Source organism: Lelliottia sp. RWM.1 (genome assembly GCF_016859735.1).
In the GTDB taxonomy this organism is placed as follows: Bacteria; Pseudomonadota; Gammaproteobacteria; order Enterobacterales; family Enterobacteriaceae; genus Enterobacter.
The window spans coordinates 57,527-73,655 of sequence record NZ_WLVC01000009.1 but is presented as its reverse complement, the minus strand read 5'-3'; the positions used below and the strand labels follow the sequence as shown (position 1 = coordinate 73,655).

Annotated in this window: 15 protein-coding genes; 2 read left to right on the top strand and 13 right to left on the bottom strand. The window is 43.1% G+C overall.

The genetic code is table 11. The annotated features are described in order from the left end of the window. The first annotated feature begins 168 nt into the window (after positions 1 to 168). Together GF617_RS09805 and GF617_RS09800 are read left to right on the top strand one after the other, a co-directional pair. Positions 169 to 735, top strand: coding sequence for a DNA adenine methylase (locus GF617_RS09805; protein ID WP_001514831.1), 567 nt, complete (start codon positions 169 to 171; stop codon positions 733 to 735). Further along, on the top strand, positions 732 to 1,577 hold the full coding sequence (locus GF617_RS09800) for a hypothetical protein (protein WP_001514830.1): 846 nt from the start codon (positions 732 to 734) through the stop codon (positions 1,575 to 1,577). The genes GF617_RS09805 and GF617_RS09800 overlap by 4 nt, the downstream gene beginning before the upstream one ends. Here the strand turns inward: GF617_RS09800 and GF617_RS09795 are convergent. The 13 genes from GF617_RS09795 to ssb1 form a co-directional block, all read right to left on the bottom strand. Next, positions 1,521 to 2,195, bottom strand: a complete 675-nt coding sequence (locus GF617_RS09795) for a dehydrogenase (protein WP_223371151.1) — start codon at positions 2,193 to 2,195, stop codon at positions 1,521 to 1,523. The two genes, GF617_RS09800 and GF617_RS09795, sit on opposite strands and share 57 nt — an antisense overlap. Further along, a complete protein-coding gene (locus GF617_RS09790; protein WP_016236833.1) occupies positions 2,173 to 2,778 on the bottom strand; it encodes a 7-cyano-7-deazaguanine synthase in 606 nt (201 codons plus the stop codon). The genes GF617_RS09795 and GF617_RS09790 overlap by 23 nt, the downstream gene beginning before the upstream one ends. Beyond that, a complete protein-coding gene (locus GF617_RS09785) occupies positions 2,775 to 4,016 on the bottom strand; it encodes a PfkB family carbohydrate kinase (RefSeq protein WP_001514827.1) in 1,242 nt (413 codons plus the stop codon). The genes GF617_RS09790 and GF617_RS09785 overlap by 4 nt, the downstream gene beginning before the upstream one ends. Then, positions 4,013 to 4,345 (bottom strand): hypothetical protein, encoded by a 333-nt coding sequence (locus tag GF617_RS09780; RefSeq protein ID WP_001514826.1) that lies wholly within the window; start codon positions 4,343 to 4,345, stop codon positions 4,013 to 4,015. Before GF617_RS09780 ends, GF617_RS09785 begins: the two co-directional genes overlap by 4 nt. Before the next feature lie 485 nt (positions 4,346 to 4,830). Continuing rightward, the gene (locus GF617_RS27510) at positions 4,831 to 4,950 is read right to left on the bottom strand and encodes an IS1 family transposase (RefSeq protein WP_077258877.1); all 120 of its coding nucleotides are present in this window, start codon (positions 4,948 to 4,950) and stop codon (positions 4,831 to 4,833) included. A 155-nt stretch (positions 4,951 to 5,105) separates the two neighbouring features. Continuing rightward, positions 5,106 to 6,278, bottom strand: a complete 1,173-nt coding sequence (locus tag GF617_RS09770) for a response regulator (RefSeq protein WP_057061553.1) — start codon at positions 6,276 to 6,278, stop codon at positions 5,106 to 5,108. Then, complete coding sequence (locus tag GF617_RS09765) at positions 6,275 to 6,733, bottom strand: response regulator (RefSeq protein WP_001514824.1); 459 nt, start codon at positions 6,731 to 6,733, stop codon at positions 6,275 to 6,277. The genes GF617_RS09770 and GF617_RS09765 overlap by 4 nt, the downstream gene beginning before the upstream one ends. Further along, a complete protein-coding gene (locus GF617_RS09760; protein WP_088765868.1) occupies positions 6,723 to 10,031 on the bottom strand; it encodes a hypothetical protein in 3,309 nt (1,102 codons plus the stop codon). Before GF617_RS09760 ends, GF617_RS09765 begins: the two co-directional genes overlap by 11 nt. Positions 10,032 to 10,126: 95 nt before the next feature. Further along, positions 10,127 to 10,546, bottom strand: coding sequence for a hypothetical protein (locus GF617_RS09755; RefSeq protein WP_032142156.1), 420 nt, complete (start codon positions 10,544 to 10,546; stop codon positions 10,127 to 10,129). Further along, positions 10,539 to 12,572, bottom strand: a complete 2,034-nt coding sequence (locus GF617_RS09750; RefSeq protein ID WP_016236831.1) for a hypothetical protein — start codon at positions 12,570 to 12,572, stop codon at positions 10,539 to 10,541. The genes GF617_RS09755 and GF617_RS09750 overlap by 8 nt, the downstream gene beginning before the upstream one ends. Then, positions 12,565 to 14,124, bottom strand: coding sequence for a site-specific integrase (locus tag GF617_RS09745; protein ID WP_001514820.1), 1,560 nt, complete (start codon positions 14,122 to 14,124; stop codon positions 12,565 to 12,567). The genes GF617_RS09750 and GF617_RS09745 overlap by 8 nt, the downstream gene beginning before the upstream one ends. Then, a complete protein-coding gene (locus GF617_RS09740; RefSeq protein ID WP_032142157.1) occupies positions 14,114 to 15,361 on the bottom strand; it encodes a site-specific integrase in 1,248 nt (415 codons plus the stop codon). The genes GF617_RS09745 and GF617_RS09740 overlap by 11 nt, the downstream gene beginning before the upstream one ends. Before the next feature lie 157 nt (positions 15,362 to 15,518). Then, positions 15,519 to 16,043 carry a single-stranded DNA-binding protein SSB1 gene (gene ssb1 / locus GF617_RS09735; RefSeq protein WP_181621853.1) on the bottom strand — a complete coding sequence of 175 codons (525 nt, stop codon included), beginning with the start codon at positions 16,041 to 16,043 and terminating at the stop codon, positions 15,519 to 15,521. Positions 16,044 to 16,129 lie beyond the last annotated feature (86 nt).

Below are 16,129 nucleotides of genomic sequence, written 5' to 3'. Positions count from 1 at the left end.
AAAGGAGCGCGTACACCAATACCGATTGTAATTGACATCATCGTCAGAAATGACGATGATTAGCGCATGAGATATCCCGGTGGTAAAGGCAAGTGCTATCAGAGACTCATCAACCTGATGCCAGTGCACGAGACATATATTGAAACCCACCTTGGTGGAGGAGCTGTGATGCGCAACAAACGGCCAGCAGCCCGTAATATTGGAATCGATATTGACCAACAGGTTATTGATGTATGGCGCGGCGGGGATATTCCCTGCGAACTCATTCAGGATGACGCTATAGCGTATCTCAGTACGTTTCCGTATCAGGGTAGTGAACTGGTTTACGCCGACCCACCCTATGTTCATAGCACGCGTAAACGTAGCAAAATCTATCGTCATGAATATTCAGATGACGATCATCGCCGGTTGCTGCAAGTGCTTGCCAGGTTGCCCTGCATGGTCATGATATCCGGTTACGGAAATCCTATCTATGACGAAATGCTGAGCGGATGGCGCTGCGAGCGATTTAACGCCAAGACTCATACGAGCGTGCGTGAAGAATGCGTATGGATGAACTTTGATGTTCCTGACAGGTTGCATGACGCGCGATACATGGGCAGCAGTTATCGGGAAAGACAGACTCTGGCCCGCAGACGCACTCGGCTTTATGATCGCATAGAACGAATGGAACCCGCAGAGCGCAACGAACTGATCAACTGGCTGAACGCAACTTATGGTCTGGAGACTGTATGACGCAGCGCGGAGCGGTCTTCATTGGACCGACAATTATCAATCTTGACTTTCCAGCTCCGGAACAGGATATCCTGCCGGGAGTTCGGTGGGGAAGAATTGAGGCGTTCCCATCGCCAGCGTACTGGGCCTATCAAATACTCGCCCGTCGTCTGGAAGTCAATGCCGTCAATTACAAGCTTGGGCGAACGCTCAAAGAGGAAGTGGGTGCCTGCCTGCTGGGTGGACACGGCATACCAGCTGCGATAGGCCTTGCCGCATTCAATAAGCTGAAGGATTGCGGTGCGTTTGATGCTCAGCCACCATCTGAAGCCACTCTTTACGAATGGCTATCAGAGCCCATTAAAACTGGTAACAAATCAGTGCGTTACCGCTTTGCTCGGCAAAAATCGCGCTATCTCTCGGTTGCACTAAACAGGCTGGATGTAGAGATGCCGCCGACGGATTCGGGCCGTGCTCTCAGAGACTGGCTGACCTCCATTCCCGGTATTGGTCATAAAACGGCATCATGGATAGCACGTAACTGGCTCTGTGCGGATGATGTCGCTATTCTGGACATTCACATCCTTAGGGCGGGATTACTTGCAGGTTTTTTCCCGGGAGACCTTACTGTTGAACGTGACTACCTGAAGCTGGAACAAATATTTCTGGAGTTCAGTGAAGCTATGGGCGTAAAAGCATCCGAGCTGGATGCGCTTATCTGGTATGAAATGCAGGCCTCTTCCAGTACGGTGTTCAGTCTCATCGAAAACATGCGCGACCAGCCTCTTGCGAAATTGCGCCCTCGTTCATCGCGAGCCAAAAACCGCCAGTCCGGTACCAGCCAGACGACCTTCCAGTTTTAATCCGGAGCACCAGTCATGGCCTGTAATGCCCAGCGGGCAAAAATTGCATTCTAGCGCTTCGGCAACAAGCGCCATCTGCCCAACAAGAACACCAGAATCGCGCCAAACAAGGCTATCAGCATCTGAATATTTTGCTGACGTTTTTCCCGGCTCAGCGATAAGTCTGACAATAATTCCGCTCTGGATATCAATTACCGGCAAAAGCTCATCGCGTATTTCGAATCGGGTCTGCTCAGGGATCCGAAGCGGTGCCAGCGCGTGCATGTCAGGCAGATACAGCTGCCACCCATCCCGTTCAGGGAGGGAAAGAATAATGTGAATAGGATGTATGGCCCCAGCGGAGGGGACGGGGCGTTGAGTTAGTGGAAAGCCATAGCTTGAATGTCCCACAGCCATCACTCTGCCGGTTAGCCATAGCCAGTGAGATAGCTGGGCCTGACTGACGTGGCTGAAGTTTCGCTGTGTTCTACGGGTTTCGATCACATCATTCAATCCGGGAAGCACTGCATTCTCCGAAGGAGGCGGCAGAAAAAACGGATCTCCGGCGGGCCAGTTAACGGGTTGATAACTGAGTGGCTGTTCGCGAGGAACAGGACTAGCGGGAACGGTCCAAGTCATATCCGACATCATCCAGAACCTGAAAATACTTATTGCACCCCCGGCAGTTGCCGCATGGGATGTTTGCCTTATGGCAGCTATGGGCCCAAGCGAGGCCACCTGGCGTAACATCTGAAATTCTGATCAACTCAGAGGTTGATAACGTAATTGCCGGAGCTTCGACAACCATGCCTCCTTCCTGAAACGACATAAGCTCACTGATTCTGCTGATAAAGCCTATGGTACCATCTAGATGCGTTTCATCTGACTTCACTGTGCCGATCCACAGGTGCGTGACGCCAAGCGTTATTGCCTTCATGGCCGCCAGCGAGATGAGCATCTGGTTACGATACGGCCACCAATCGCTCGATGGTGCATTCGGATCCATAGCGGTACCAGCCATATCCCCTGATCCCAGCGAACGGCAGTCAATGCGTATAATGTGATGCTCAATTCCAAGGGCCTCACAGGTGGCAGTGGCAGCTTTAATTTCGGCATTGGCGGCTTGCTGACCGTAGTCGAGTGTCAGTGCTATATCCGGGCGCTTCCACCAGGCAATAGCAATGGAGTCCATTCCGCCAGAAAGTAAAAGTGCGGTTTTCATTTTTGAGCGGCCACCCAGAGCGTTTTATAAATTGCTGTGACGTAATCTTTGCTCAAGATACATCCTGATCCTTCCATCATTTTCTGATCCTCTTCCGATTCGTTCTCGGCATAGAACACCACCGGGGTGCCTAGCGCCCGTGCGTAACCGACTTCATAGATGGTGCCGGAGTCGAGTGCATCACCTATTGCAAAAACGATGTCGGCCTGCCGTATCGCATCAAGATCCTTTTCGACTACTTCTTCTGCGGGTCCGTGTCCAACCATGTGGTAGGGGGAAAAAACGTCCAGCCCAAGATCGCTCAGGTTCCGTCGCGCTTGCTCAACAAGCCAGAGCTGTGCCAAGGTAAAGAAGGGGCCAGCCAGATAGACTTTTCTGTTGCCACCCTCAATGAACGCCTGAGAAAGCTTGATGGGGCTGGGACTGAAAGCAGCCAGCCCTTCTGCTGAAGGAAAAAGTCCGCTTTCGCAGTAGCATGCGGTGGCAAGTGAGGCATAATTCGCAGCATCGTGGGCTGTTTTTTTGTTCAGCATCCACTCACGGGAAAAATAGGCTACGAATGCGTCACCAGATCCAATTTTGTTGACCCGACTTGTCTCATAGGCAGGGATATAGGATATTTTCCCTTTATCGCAGATGAGTGCACCGGCTGGGCCCTGCTTGATAATGATGACTTCGGCATGACCACTTTCGTAGAGAAACTCTGCATGCTCTCTGTCGGATAATTCACTCTGGCCACTAAGGGTCTTCGCCTCATAGCGATTAAGGATCAATGCGAGGTGCTTTGCTCTGGATCCGTTTGCTGTGAATGGCTCCGGATTGGTCACATTCTGGGGATCATATACTGCGTATTCCGCGTCGATTACAGCGGATCCCTCCAGCATTCCATAGCGTAGAATACAGGGCGCTTTCACTGTAATGGCCGGGTAAGGGGTGTCCGGGTAATTGAAAATTCGAGGTTCCGCCAGCCCATGCTCATAATGGAATATGACGGATTCACGTACTTCATTCGTATGAAGCGTGAAGTTTTCAAAACAGGCGCGTTCTCGAAGAACCGAATTGACTACTTCATCAGCGTAGGTGTACAAATCAACGTTTACACCGAGCGTTGCCAGTGCTGATGCCGCCCTTCCCGCTGAACCGTAAACCTGGTGATTTCCTGGATAAAGGATAATTTCATGATAGGCACCGCCTGCAATAGTGATGATCTCCGTACTGACCGTTTTGCTGTTGCTCATATCGCGTACACACTGACCCTGACCTGACCACCGTTAATGGCGGTCACTTTAGCAACATAGGTAGTACCATTACTCATACAGTCACGGAGGCGCTGGATGTAGGGAGAAGCGATACCCCCAGCCTGCATACCGTTGTGCATAGCAACCGTTAGCAGAGTCCCATTTGAATTGATTTGCATAATCCCCATAATCACGCCGATTGACAGCTGCGCTACGACATGCGGATCAGGCGAACTTAACTGAGTATCAATCGTAAGTTTTTCACAGGTCACTTCAAAATCATCCTGACCGAACTGGCCGCCAAAGCTACCCCCACCAGAGCCTGACATAGACACCTCATGTTACAATTATTAATATATTTGATATTTGTATATCAATAAATTTTGTCGGTGTATAGAAAAATTGTTTGCTTTATGTGCAGGTATCAGGTGCTATTTTTTTAACTAACATTAGTCATGATTTGTCTTGATAGTCATCTCGGTAGCGTCAGCCTAGGGTCCTTCGAGCAGACCTCGTCGTGAGGACAGAAAGTGTCCATAATTACGGCACCACCTCAATTAACGTATTGAATAAATTACCTATTACAGATAAAACAATCGTTCTTAGGGATAAAACTTCCGTTACCCTAATTAAACATGTACTTAAACATGTACTCTACCTGGTTGGGCTTTTTCCAGCGAAAAAACGCGGAGTTAGCACACATGAAGCGGAAACACAGAGTATTCACCTCCCTTTCGCGCCGTAAACGCCGCGCTAAAACCCGAGAAATCAAAAACCTTATCCACCGTGAACGGCATCACTGTGGTGGTGTATTCTATGACGAGTGCGATATAGATGAGGCATTTGCATGCGGAAATTGGAAGTGGAGCAACATACTTTTCTTGGGAACCTCATCAGAATCACAGCGGGGACAATGGATAGTTACAGTAGCCATGGGAATACCTCAAATGAGGGCAGGATATCATAAAATCCAACTATTCAGAGGCATCACCGCCTATTGATTAGTAGAACTCATTCTTTTTATAATCTTAATCGCATTCTAATTAACTCCGCAGAAACATTAAGAACCGCGGAGTTAAATTGCGTAAATCATTTCATGCAAAAATAATAAAAACAAAAAAACAAGGCTGTGAGATATATTATACTCTTAACTTTCCCAAGCCCAGATGTAACTTTCTCAATAATACCAGAGGTAACAATACTGTCACATCTCTGATCTATCACTTCTATATTGGAATCGCCATAGAATAGAGGCAGCCAATATTTTTCCATGAATCCACTACCTTCATCAAAATAATGACTATGTCCACCTTTAAAAAATCTATTTACAAACCTTGCATTATTAAGCCCATAGAATCCTACCCTTCCTGCCATACCTGTATTTGGTACAAGCCCTTCAGAAAGAAGAAGAATTCTATCATCACAGCCACAATCGTTTATCAACTTCATATCTGTCAAAGTCATTATCTTATGAAAATCATAGTTTGATGGAAGAACGCTACCAGATAAAACCAGCATCTTGATATTGACTGTAGTTCCTTCGGACAATAATTTGGAGATAGCATTAACAGTAATATATGTCCCAAAGCTATGGCAAAATATAAAAATTTCTTTACCTTGAAGATTTATCCTTTTTAGTTCTTTACTGAATGAATTGACTTTTATCTGTCTTAAGAATGGTATCATAAAAGACAATACAGTAAAGTATCCATATTTGTAGCTTTCAAAACTGACCGTGTCAACATTGGACTCTACAATTTTCTTGAATTTTTGCTGCCACTCACCTCTGGTTCTTATTCCGTGAACGGATAAGCAGGTGACATTTCTTTCAGTAGTATACTTCGATATAAGTTTCGAGTTTTCAAATTTAACAGCTTGTAAAATCTTACCTTTCCAATCTTTTGAGCGAGTAGATGCTTCGATTAATACTTCACAATGAGAATCAAATTGTGTTCTAAAAGACTCAAGATCTTCAAATTGGGCTGTAATACCAACAATTTTACCAGGCTTTTTAATTGTAGGCCTTTTCTTAATATCATTTAATAGGGCAAGGCCAAATTCAGCACATGGTGGCTCATCTCTCTTTGGCAAAACCACATCTAAAATCAAGAAATCGAATCTAATACTTCTCATCAAAGTTTTAGCCGATTGTGTGTTATATGCTGTATAAATATCAGGCTCGCCAATTCCTAGTTCTTCTTGTAAAAGAGCCTTAACTTCTTCACATCTTGCAGCATTATCATCAACTATTAAAATTTTCACTTTTCTAACTCTTTTATTGACTTAACAAGTTCATCACGCCATTCACTTTTAGTATTACTGTAGAGTATGAAACCTAGGCAATTAGAACTGTACTTACACAATAGTTCTGACTTCAAATCATCATAAGAATAAGAGTTAATATTATCACTAAAACTCTTATACTGCGTAATAAAAATAAACTTTGATTTTACATTTCTTTTTCCCATTTTCCGGGCTAACTCTTTCCCTCCAAAAATTCTAAAAACTCCTCCAGGGTCAGAGTCTGTTTTATCAAAAGTAGGCAAGCTCATATCTAATAAAATAACGTCAAAAACATGTTCAGATATAAACTTCCAAGCTGAAGTAAAGGAGTATGATTCAGTCACAATGCAATCATTGAAATCAGATTTGATAACTTCAACAATTCGTTTCCGTTTGTATTCATTATCTTCAACAACAAGTATATCAATACCCATATGTAACCTCTACACAGAACTTATCATTAACAATCATTGGCTGCAAATTATATTTACTTGAAACAGTTTTCAACCCATGAAGTGATTTGTATAACCCTGAACCACCTTCTTTTGTTAGTAAATCATTATTGTCAGCATCTGCTAACTTACTTATCAAAAGATCAATCCCTCCATTCTGCAGATACTGCAACGTGCTATTACTTATCTCATTAAGTATTTTAATGGAAAAACACTTTCTCTCTTCACCAGTGATTTCAACATATATATCTCTATTTTCACTTGAATATTTATATGAGTTATTAAAACAATTAAGGATACAAAACACAAGCGCATATAATTGACCGCCATCAATTTTATGATTCAAGTGCGATTCAACATGAATTTCAATATCACAACTATTAATTTGTTTGAAGCAACGCTCTGCTAATCGAATTAATTTATCTAACTCGATACTTTCGAAATCTACGGATTTTTTAAGGGAAAACCACTCGCATACAGTTCGTATATTCTCTTTAACCTCGGTATTTGCCAATCTGATTTCCTCCAACAAATAATTCATACCGGTTGTACTTTTCGCGGCATTTATATTATCGATAAGGTCAGTAAACAAATCATCCACCTGAGAAGCAAAAACCTCATTTAATTTTGATTTCATAGTATCAAGGCAACTTAGCAGCTTTTCATTAAATAAATGAAACATACTATTTGTAATTTCATCAACACTGACAGAGGCATCTGCCAGATCTCTTATCATATTAAATTCTTCAACAGTAAAGTTGAACACAAAAACTCTATCAGTATCATCACTGTTAAGAGATACTTTCATCCACTGTTCTGCTTTTTCTATAATTTGATTAAAATCCTCACTAAACTTAACTAACAAGGCATCAACTTTATTTAATATTTCTGAACTTATCATTTTATAGTATTCCAACCAATATTGATTGGATTTATATTTACCACTTCCATCTAATTCTGTAAGCAGGTGTCTGTTTTGAGGTCCTGAACAAATTAAATTACCAAAAAAACCATGTCTTATTTCTGAGCTTAAATTTTTATCCAAGCCGACCTCTTTATTATTAAAATATTCAACCAGAAGTATGTTCATCATTCTTGTTAGAATTTCATTTTTGCTGCCTTTAAGTATTGCCATAGATTCAATTTCATATTGTACATTGTCATTAACTTGATCCTCTTCTAAGCTATTTTTATACTTATGAAGTAACGATTCTATATCATTCTTTCTTTTATTTAAAATAGATCTAGTATCAATATATATTTTAGCATCATTAAATTTTGCTGCTTCATTTTCGATGAGAATGTCGTCTACGATCATTTTACATTCACCATCAACATTTGTTTGAGATAAAAAACCTGCGGACACGAGTTTATTTAAAATTTTTATCCTTTCTATTTTCAAATCATTATCATTATCGAAACAACCTAAATAATCCATTACGTCAATTTTAGAAATCTCATTTAAAAGTATTATTTCTTTTTTAGATAATTCACCAGTAACTAATTCACTTGGACGAAAAACATCGCGAGAAATTATATACTCTTCAAAAACCTCATTCAAAACAGAGCTGTTATCCTCTGATGAAAACTTATTATAATAATAGCTGCAAATTACAGAATCAATAGTATATAAGTTATTTTCGCTAACATAACCAACAATATCCTTCAAAGGCAAGCATATATTTGAGTTTGGATTTATAATCAATTCATTTGAAGCGTACTCAATTAACGATTTTTTATCACTGCATCGAATAAAGCATTCAACCATAAGCTCAATTGCATCTTTCTTAATAGGTGCAACCTCATAATAGTCTTTAACTTTATCCAGCATTTTTTCATCATTATTTAAAACAGCAAAAATTGCAGTTCTCTTCCTTATTAAATGTTCGACATTTAAATCCAAGGAGTAGTTTTCATATAGTGAAGGTGATTCATCAAGGTGGCATGCAAGCGGGGTAAGCTGTTTTTCCAGAAACTTTGATTTAAAGATAATTCCATCTTTCTGCTGAGCTGAAAGGAAATACGGTGCAGATTTTAAAACACTTATCATTAAATGATCGGAAACATCTAGCACTGAATATTTTACAATCAACCCAACCTGCTGCATTATCGCCTGATTTGCATCCTTTAGAGAGTATATGCTAATGAGATTATTGATGACTTCATTCAGGAAAATAGGTAGCCCATTTGGTTTCCTATTCGAATGGATGTATGATTTAGCAAAAATATTAATTTTTGTTATAATATCATCAAGACTATTTAGTCTTGTTTCCACTGCATCTATAACATATTCGTAATTTCCCTCGCTATAATTTAATATGATATCATCAGTTATTGGAAAAATACTCTGAGCCGAATTTTCTGAAGAAATTGCAGTTACTATCTCTCGTAAATCACGTAAGTTCAACTCCTTATTCAAGGATACGAACAGATCTCTTAAAGAATTTTTTTCAATCTCACTTAGGCACCCATTACCCATTCCATATACTGTGATTTTTTTTACAGCATTAAATAAATCTATAGTAGGTAATAGTTGCAACCATTTCATACTATGCATTAAATCAACATCGTTGTAGAGTGGATAATGAAGACATGTAAGTGAATAAAATGCAGCTATAATAAAAGCATTTCCATCTATAAACTCTTTATTTGGCCTACGAACCATAGTTTCCATAATAAGACTAGGATCGACGCTTTGAGATTTCCATGCTATTACCCTTGCAATATCCCGTAGAAACTCATCATCTGTCTCACCTTTTATTTTTTCAAGATATTCAGTTATGGCACTATATTCTTTTCTAATTGTGTATATTGCAAACCTGACTTCCATTTCCCAAATGGAAAAGCCTAAATTTTCATTTAACTCGTCCAGTATATTTATTGCTTGATTAAGGTCACCATGGACAAACAACTCTTCCACTTTTTGCTTAGCATCAACATATAATCTGAGACTATCAATTTTACTCAAAAGAATAGCATTATATAATTTTATTATTCGTGCATTACTAACATTATTCGCTGAAACAATAGTTCTAGAAAACGCCTCTTTAATAGATTTAACATTCTGATTTAACGCGTTTGATATTTCTTCATCCCGAAGGATTATATTTATAGCCCTGTTAAAGTCTTCATCATTTGAACGGCAGACAAAATCGCTAAAACAGGCCTTCTTTGCATCAATTTTACTACCTAAAAAGCGGCTTGGGTTCAAGACAGAACTTACAATTTCATGCGTTGGTTTTATTTTAAATCTTTTTTGTTTATTTAACAATTTAGTCACCAATTCGGATTTTTTAATTAGATAATGGTATAAAGCACAATAGTCATTATTCAGAAAAACTGTATCTAGTTTTTTAGCACCGCTAAGTTGAAAAGTTAACGTTTTTCACCATCAGTTCTCTCCCGGTCAATCTTCGTCAACTGCGCATTAAGTTGATGCTCCTTCATTCCATGTTTGTATGCATTGTATTGCCAGATCACAAACTGTTGTTTGTACATCCGGTTCTCTTCCTTCAGCTCTTCGATTTCGTTCTCAAGCTTCACAATCCTAGCGGCTGCAATGTTCAAACTAGCTGGACGCGGATTTTTGGGGCCACGGCCTTTAAGCGCTTCTTTCTTTGTTTGATAGGCAGTCACTATTGCCTCATGTGCATTAAGGGACTGTCTTGACGGCAACTTTCCGACCAATGGTTCTGCCGCCTCACAGATTGCTGACCAGGACAGTTTTGGTTCCTGCCATCCTCGAATTAGATTCACGATGGCGTTAATGTCTCGATTGTCCAGATGCTTAGCCAAGGCCCCCCCCTAACAAAGTTGTCAAATTATCTAACATCACAGCTTCTTCACTTTCTTTGCCTTTTTGCTCGATGGCCTCAATAGAAGTCTTTGCGACAACACGGCGAAGCTGGCTGAAATCATTGCCCAAGAGCTTAATCTGGGTACCATTTTCAATGTTTGGATCTTCTAAAATGGCGACTAGTTCCCGAAGCCTGGTAACGGTCTTCTTATGGTACTGATACCAGCGGTCAGCCCCCATCTCGCCGCTTGCCACAGCCGTTTCAGCAAGCGAAAATAATCGTTCCGACTTCACCAGCCGCTTTTTAATTCGGTCTGATTTTTCTGTATCATCGCCCTTGATACAAACCTGCTCAGTACAGTTGACGCAATCTCGGAACTTCTCACAAGGACTCATGGTGTAATCATGCACACAGTAGCCATACTCCGTCACATGGACTGCGGCATGCTCTAAGGTATTCAACTCCTGCATAGTCACGGGCAGATGCTTTGCCACTTCGCCAACAGGCCCAAATAGCGCTTTTGTGGGATCAAGGCGTTCAGCCATGCCAACCAGTTCGTATTCAGTCATGTGGTTGTAGGTTCGATTCTGCTTCACGTCTGCCCGTCCAGACCACTTGGCAATTTCCAAGTTTGACAGTCCTCCACGCTGGGCAATGGTGTTGAGCAGGTGTCGAGCCTGATGCGAGGTCAATTTGACCCGCTCTCCATTTTCAGTACGATAACCATGGCGATCAAAGATACTGGCATGTTTTCCTTCAATGGCCTCACGAGGCGTAAGATCATTGTTAAAAAAATTATGGGTTGGTTTGTGCAATTCAACCGGCAGGCAGCCTCGGTTTCCATGAAACTGATTAGCATTCAGTGCAAACAAAGCATTACTGTACATAATACCTTTGTCTTTATCGAACCACGGAAAACTATCAGGCAAACGCGCCAAAGTATGCTGCCACAAACTATTTAGCGTGTGCACACCATCTTTTTGGACTAGTCCTCGATTATAAAGAGAAGAATGACATTGCTTTTTGGATTCACAAGCAAGACCGAGAGCTATACAAGACTCCTCCATCGTTAATGGCTTATCATCAGCAACATCAGGACAGTCAATATGACGGTAAAACTTGTTAGGGTTATTCTCAATCCACTTGGCTAGGCTTCGGGCATTCTGTGATAGAGTTTTCACTCTGGCGATGGCAGTTTTGGCTACTTCGACCATAACGCTTGGTATCCACTTTATATCACCCTCGTAACCTTTCCCGGCAAAGAAACGCCAGCCATAACGTTCTATACCTTCGCGATCAGTTTCAAATACCTCGCAATCCGCAGGTAGAGCCAAAACTTCAGTAATGCGTGATGGTGCTGACATCAGCATCGCAAACACCGATGATGTGAATATATCCCTCTCATTAATTGGATTAGTGGCAAAAATTTCGGCCAGCGCATTGAGAGCAATATCACAGGGCAGTTTCTCCTCTCTATTTTTCTTCGCCTCTCTGCCTGTTTTATTCTTATCACTAGCACGCTGAATTGGATTGACCCAATCTTGTATAGCGTTTGGTACAAGCTGGTTTTCAACTACAAACTTAGCCAGCCGCTCAATCTCACGGCCGCAACTATATGCTGAGCCATCTGAGTAGTGCTGCCTTGCCAATTCAGCTGCTTCATCAAGCACAGTAATTGACAGGCCATCAATATTTGCACTCCCGTTTACTTGAAGCAAAGACGCCTCAACCGCTCGGAGGGCCTTACTTTCATTTTTTGTCCCCGTGGGATGATGCCCCTGCTGGTAACGGAAATAAGCTTTAGCGAAATCGATGAACTCTGGATCTTGCATCTCTTGGGGTTTTGGTTTGCGAGTAGTAACGCCCAACTTGGCGAACACAGTTATGTTTGGCCACACAGGAGCATCCCAATTGAGTTCGGATCCGAATACAGTCAGTTGATCTCGGCACTTGGCTATGAATGCTCCAAGGTTTTCTGCTGCCGTCAGAATAGCCTTTGGCTTGAACTGGAAAATCTCAGCCATTGGTAATTAATCCCTCTTTACCAAGCTCTTCACGACGTTTAGCGCAACGCATAATCACATCTGCCACCGCGATGATGCTACGATCAAGCACGGCAGCAATCTGGATGTCGCCAGTTATCTCTTTCACCCGCTCACGCTCATTAAGCAAGCCCTGATAGACATCTTCATGCGGGCCATCCAGCCATGGCTGAAAATGCATGCAGGTGTAGCAAGGAATAGGTACATTGGCGCCACAAAAGCCATGTTCGCCACAAGTTCCAACACCTTGACCTATTTCGGTCCGAATACGGCTTGTTGGGTCGTCACCTCGATGTGCATCCCTCTCTGAATCTACAAGTACCCCGACAAATGCCTGAGCGTATGGCGCCAATTGAAAACCAACCGCCTCATCCAGCATTTTCACATGCTCGGGTATATTCTTGATATAAACACCTGCGTTTTGGGTGTCCGTATGGTCAAGCAGTTCCGCTATTACCAACTCGCCAAAACCTTCACGGGCAGCCCGTGTGCCCGTGGTATACCGAAAGCGGCGAGAATTGATATGCAATAGATCACCAGTACGTTCTGACCGGATATCTGATTCTTCTACGATTAAATGGAGTGTTTTAGTTATCACTGAAGCGGCGATGTGGAGTTTGTCAGTGGCAAGCAGTTGGTAGAATTCATAAGGGGATTGGATGGTCGCTAGCACATCAAGATCAGGAAACAGAGGGATCTGCTGCCGGTCAGCTTCCTGCAATTCAATCCCGAGACGATTCTCAACCAGAGTAACAGCATTCCTTGCCTGAGCACTCAGGACTGCCCATAGTTCGAGAGTCATCGCATAGGGCTTGAAGCTTTCGCGAAAAAAGCTGTTACGTTGCTTGGCTCGCGGCACATTCAACACATAGAAGGGTTCACCCTTTTCATTTTCTCCGCAGAGAATATCAACCACGCGCAGCTGAGAGATCTGGATTGAACGACGCCCTGTATGACTGACGCTAAGAGCCATAGCCAACTCCGCGATGGTAATTAAGCTCTTTTCATAAGCTCGTACAACCGCCTCGTTAAACGCTTGAAGTTCATTATCCGTCAACGGCCCCTTTAGAGGATCCAATCGCTTAACCGCATCCCCCTTACGCCCCCCCTTTAACCTCCATCCCTCCAGCAAACACGCCACGTTCTTGCTAACACCGGGATAGCCCAGCTTGTGCCACTTTCGCAGTAAAACACTAACGCAGGCTAACTCATGCTCATGAGCCGCATCCAAAGAAGACCTATATCCAATCAACATGATATCGTCAATACGAGTAGCTTTAGTTGCACGAATCATGTCTAAGAAACACAGGAAAATATGTCTCGTGTATGCCGCGGACAGGTTCCTGGCATAAAATGACAGGGTATGAAGAAACCCACTCAGAGTCTCAGGATCCAGAAGGTCATGTATCATACCAACCGAAATATTGTTGTTTTTATCTAATCTCCACATAGCTTCATGCAACGTGAAAAAGTATCCATTTGATTTTGCAGGTATTTTCTCGGTAGGCAATGCTGGTAAGATGTTATTCATCATCAATCTTCATGTCCTTTGGTAAGCGAGTGCCATTTCCCTCTTGTAAAGCCAAGGCGGCCTCAAAACCTTTTTGCTGAATGAAACGCTTGTTGTAAGTCGCTGCGGTTCCTGAGCCCGGTTTCCAACCTTGTAAGTACGCACGGATTTGCTCTTGTCGTTCTTCGCTGACTGGCTCATCCATGGCATCCATTCTTTCTGAAAACTTACGATTCCATGTGTGGCGGAGCGAGTGTCCAGTCACTGTGTACAATTGCGGCGATACATCTTTGACCAAGGAAAATATTTTGTGATAACCCGCCTTGGAGATAGGGTTTCCGACAGTTGGCCCACGCTTGTAAGTCACAAACAGGTAGTCATTTTTCTTTGCATTTTGGACTTTGCGGCGATCTTTGGTGATATAACTGTGCAGTTCTTGAGCTAAGGATTCAGCCAACGGTATGAGCCGTTCTCTGGTTTTGGCATTAGGCTCATTGGTTCTAGAATCAGCTCGTTCATCTGCTCGCCTAACGATACGGATCCTGTTAGAGCTAAAATCTATGTCCTGTATTCTGATGTTCAATAATTCACCACCTCGGATGCCCAGATGATACAGAAGCAAGATCATCAGCCGATTGCGGCGCTGCACATCAATTGAAAAAGGATTCCACTCTGAATCGAGCTTGATCGTCTCAAATAGCACATCCAATTGAACGTCACTCAAAGACCTGTCTTGCAATGTACTGTTTCTGCTCTTTTTAGACGGTCGGCGCACCTTTATTTGCGTCGCCATAGTCTTGATCTGTTCGCCAACATCCAGCTCAGGCATCTTTAAGAGATGCATAGCATACCAGCGTAAATAGTTGGCAAACGTTGTTAGGCGGGAATGTTGTGTTCCGTTATCCACGATATTGGCCAACTCATCATCCAGCCAAGGATTGGAGAGCGCCTTTGATGGCATCCTGCCTTGCTTGCGCTGAGCAAAGTCTCGCAGATCGTCCATCTCATGTGGCTTGAAGAAATCTTTGGTCAATAACCGTTCTTCAAGGTTAATGTCACGACTCTCTAGAAAGCGTAACAACAAGACTAGGTTGTTAGCAGCAGCTAGCGTCGTTGAGAAGGCATTGCCTTTATTGCGGATTTGGGTTGTTAAAAACAAAGTTGGGTAATACATGGGAAGGCCAGAAGCACGATCCACTACCATGCAATAGCGCTCGCCACTATCCATGACAAATGTTGTAACTCTGTAGTTCTTTTCCATGCACTCACACCCATAAATAGTACACAATTACAAGGTAGACTATATGTGAAAAATCACCAATTTATACAAGACACTTTTCTTGGCGCTAGAAACGAAAAACCCCTGAATTAACAGGGGTCTATGTTTACATTCTTTACAGATAACTCTAAGGTCATCTTCAGAACGGAATGTCGTCATCGAAGTCCATTGGCGGCTCGTTAGACGGCGCCGGAGCAGACTGCTGCTGTGGGCGAGACTGCGCGCCACCGCTGAACTGGTTGCCGCCCTGTGGCTGCTGAGGTTGACCCCAACCGCCCTGCTGCTGGCCACCCGCTGCCGGAGCACCACCACCCTGACGGCCACCCAGCATCTGCATGGTTCCGCCAACGTTCACAACCACTTCCGTGGTGTATTTCTCAGCACCGGATTGATCGGTCCATTTGCGGGTACGCAACTGGCCTTCGATATAAACCTGAGAACCTTTACGCAGATACTCACCAGCCACTTCGGCCAGTTTGCCGAACAGCACAACGCGATGCCATTCAGTCTGCTCTTTCATCTCACCGGTCGCTTTATCACGCCAGGATTCGGAAGTAGCCAGCGTAATGTTGGCAACTGCGCCACCACTCGGCATGTAGCGTACTTCCGGGTCCTGGCCCAGATTACCGACGAGAATCACCTTGTTTACGCCTCTGCTGGCCATGTTCGTGTCTCCTGAATACGTTTCTTAATAGTGTAAACGCGCGAGTGTACCATTTCCATGCGGCCTTTTGATAGTTTCGACGCATC

Bases quoted from the DNA above. Each gene is read 5' to 3' on its own strand.
- GF617_RS09805 (WP_001514831.1), top strand. From the start codon at position 169: ATGCGCAACAAACGGCCAGCAGCCCGTAATATTGGAATCGATATTGAC.
- GF617_RS09800 (WP_001514830.1), top strand. From the start codon at position 732: ATGACGCAGCGCGGAGCGGTCTTCATTGGACCGACAATTATCAATCTT.
- GF617_RS09795 (WP_223371151.1), bottom strand. From the start codon at position 2,195: ATGACTTGGACCGTTCCCGCTAGTCCTGTTCCTCGCGAACAGCCACTC.
- GF617_RS09790 (WP_016236833.1), bottom strand. From the start codon at position 2,778: ATGAAAACCGCACTTTTACTTTCTGGCGGAATGGACTCCATTGCTATT.
- GF617_RS09785 (WP_001514827.1), bottom strand. From the start codon at position 4,016: ATGAGCAACAGCAAAACGGTCAGTACGGAGATCATCACTATTGCAGGC.
- GF617_RS09780 (WP_001514826.1), bottom strand. From the start codon at position 4,345: ATGTCAGGCTCTGGTGGGGGTAGCTTTGGCGGCCAGTTCGGTCAGGAT.
- GF617_RS27510 (WP_077258877.1), bottom strand. From the start codon at position 4,950: ATGGCTACTGTAACTATCCATTGTCCCCGCTGTGATTCTGATGAGGTT.
- GF617_RS09765 (WP_001514824.1), bottom strand. From the start codon at position 6,733: ATGGGTATTGATATACTTGTTGTTGAAGATAATGAATACAAACGGAAA.
- GF617_RS09750 (WP_016236831.1), bottom strand. From the start codon at position 12,572: ATGGCTGAGATTTTCCAGTTCAAGCCAAAGGCTATTCTGACGGCAGCA.
- GF617_RS09745 (WP_001514820.1), bottom strand. From the start codon at position 14,124: ATGATGAATAACATCTTACCAGCATTGCCTACCGAGAAAATACCTGCA.
- GF617_RS09740 (WP_032142157.1), bottom strand. From the start codon at position 15,361: ATGGAAAAGAACTACAGAGTTACAACATTTGTCATGGATAGTGGCGAG.
- ssb1 (WP_181621853.1), bottom strand. From the start codon at position 16,043: ATGGCCAGCAGAGGCGTAAACAAGGTGATTCTCGTCGGTAATCTGGGC.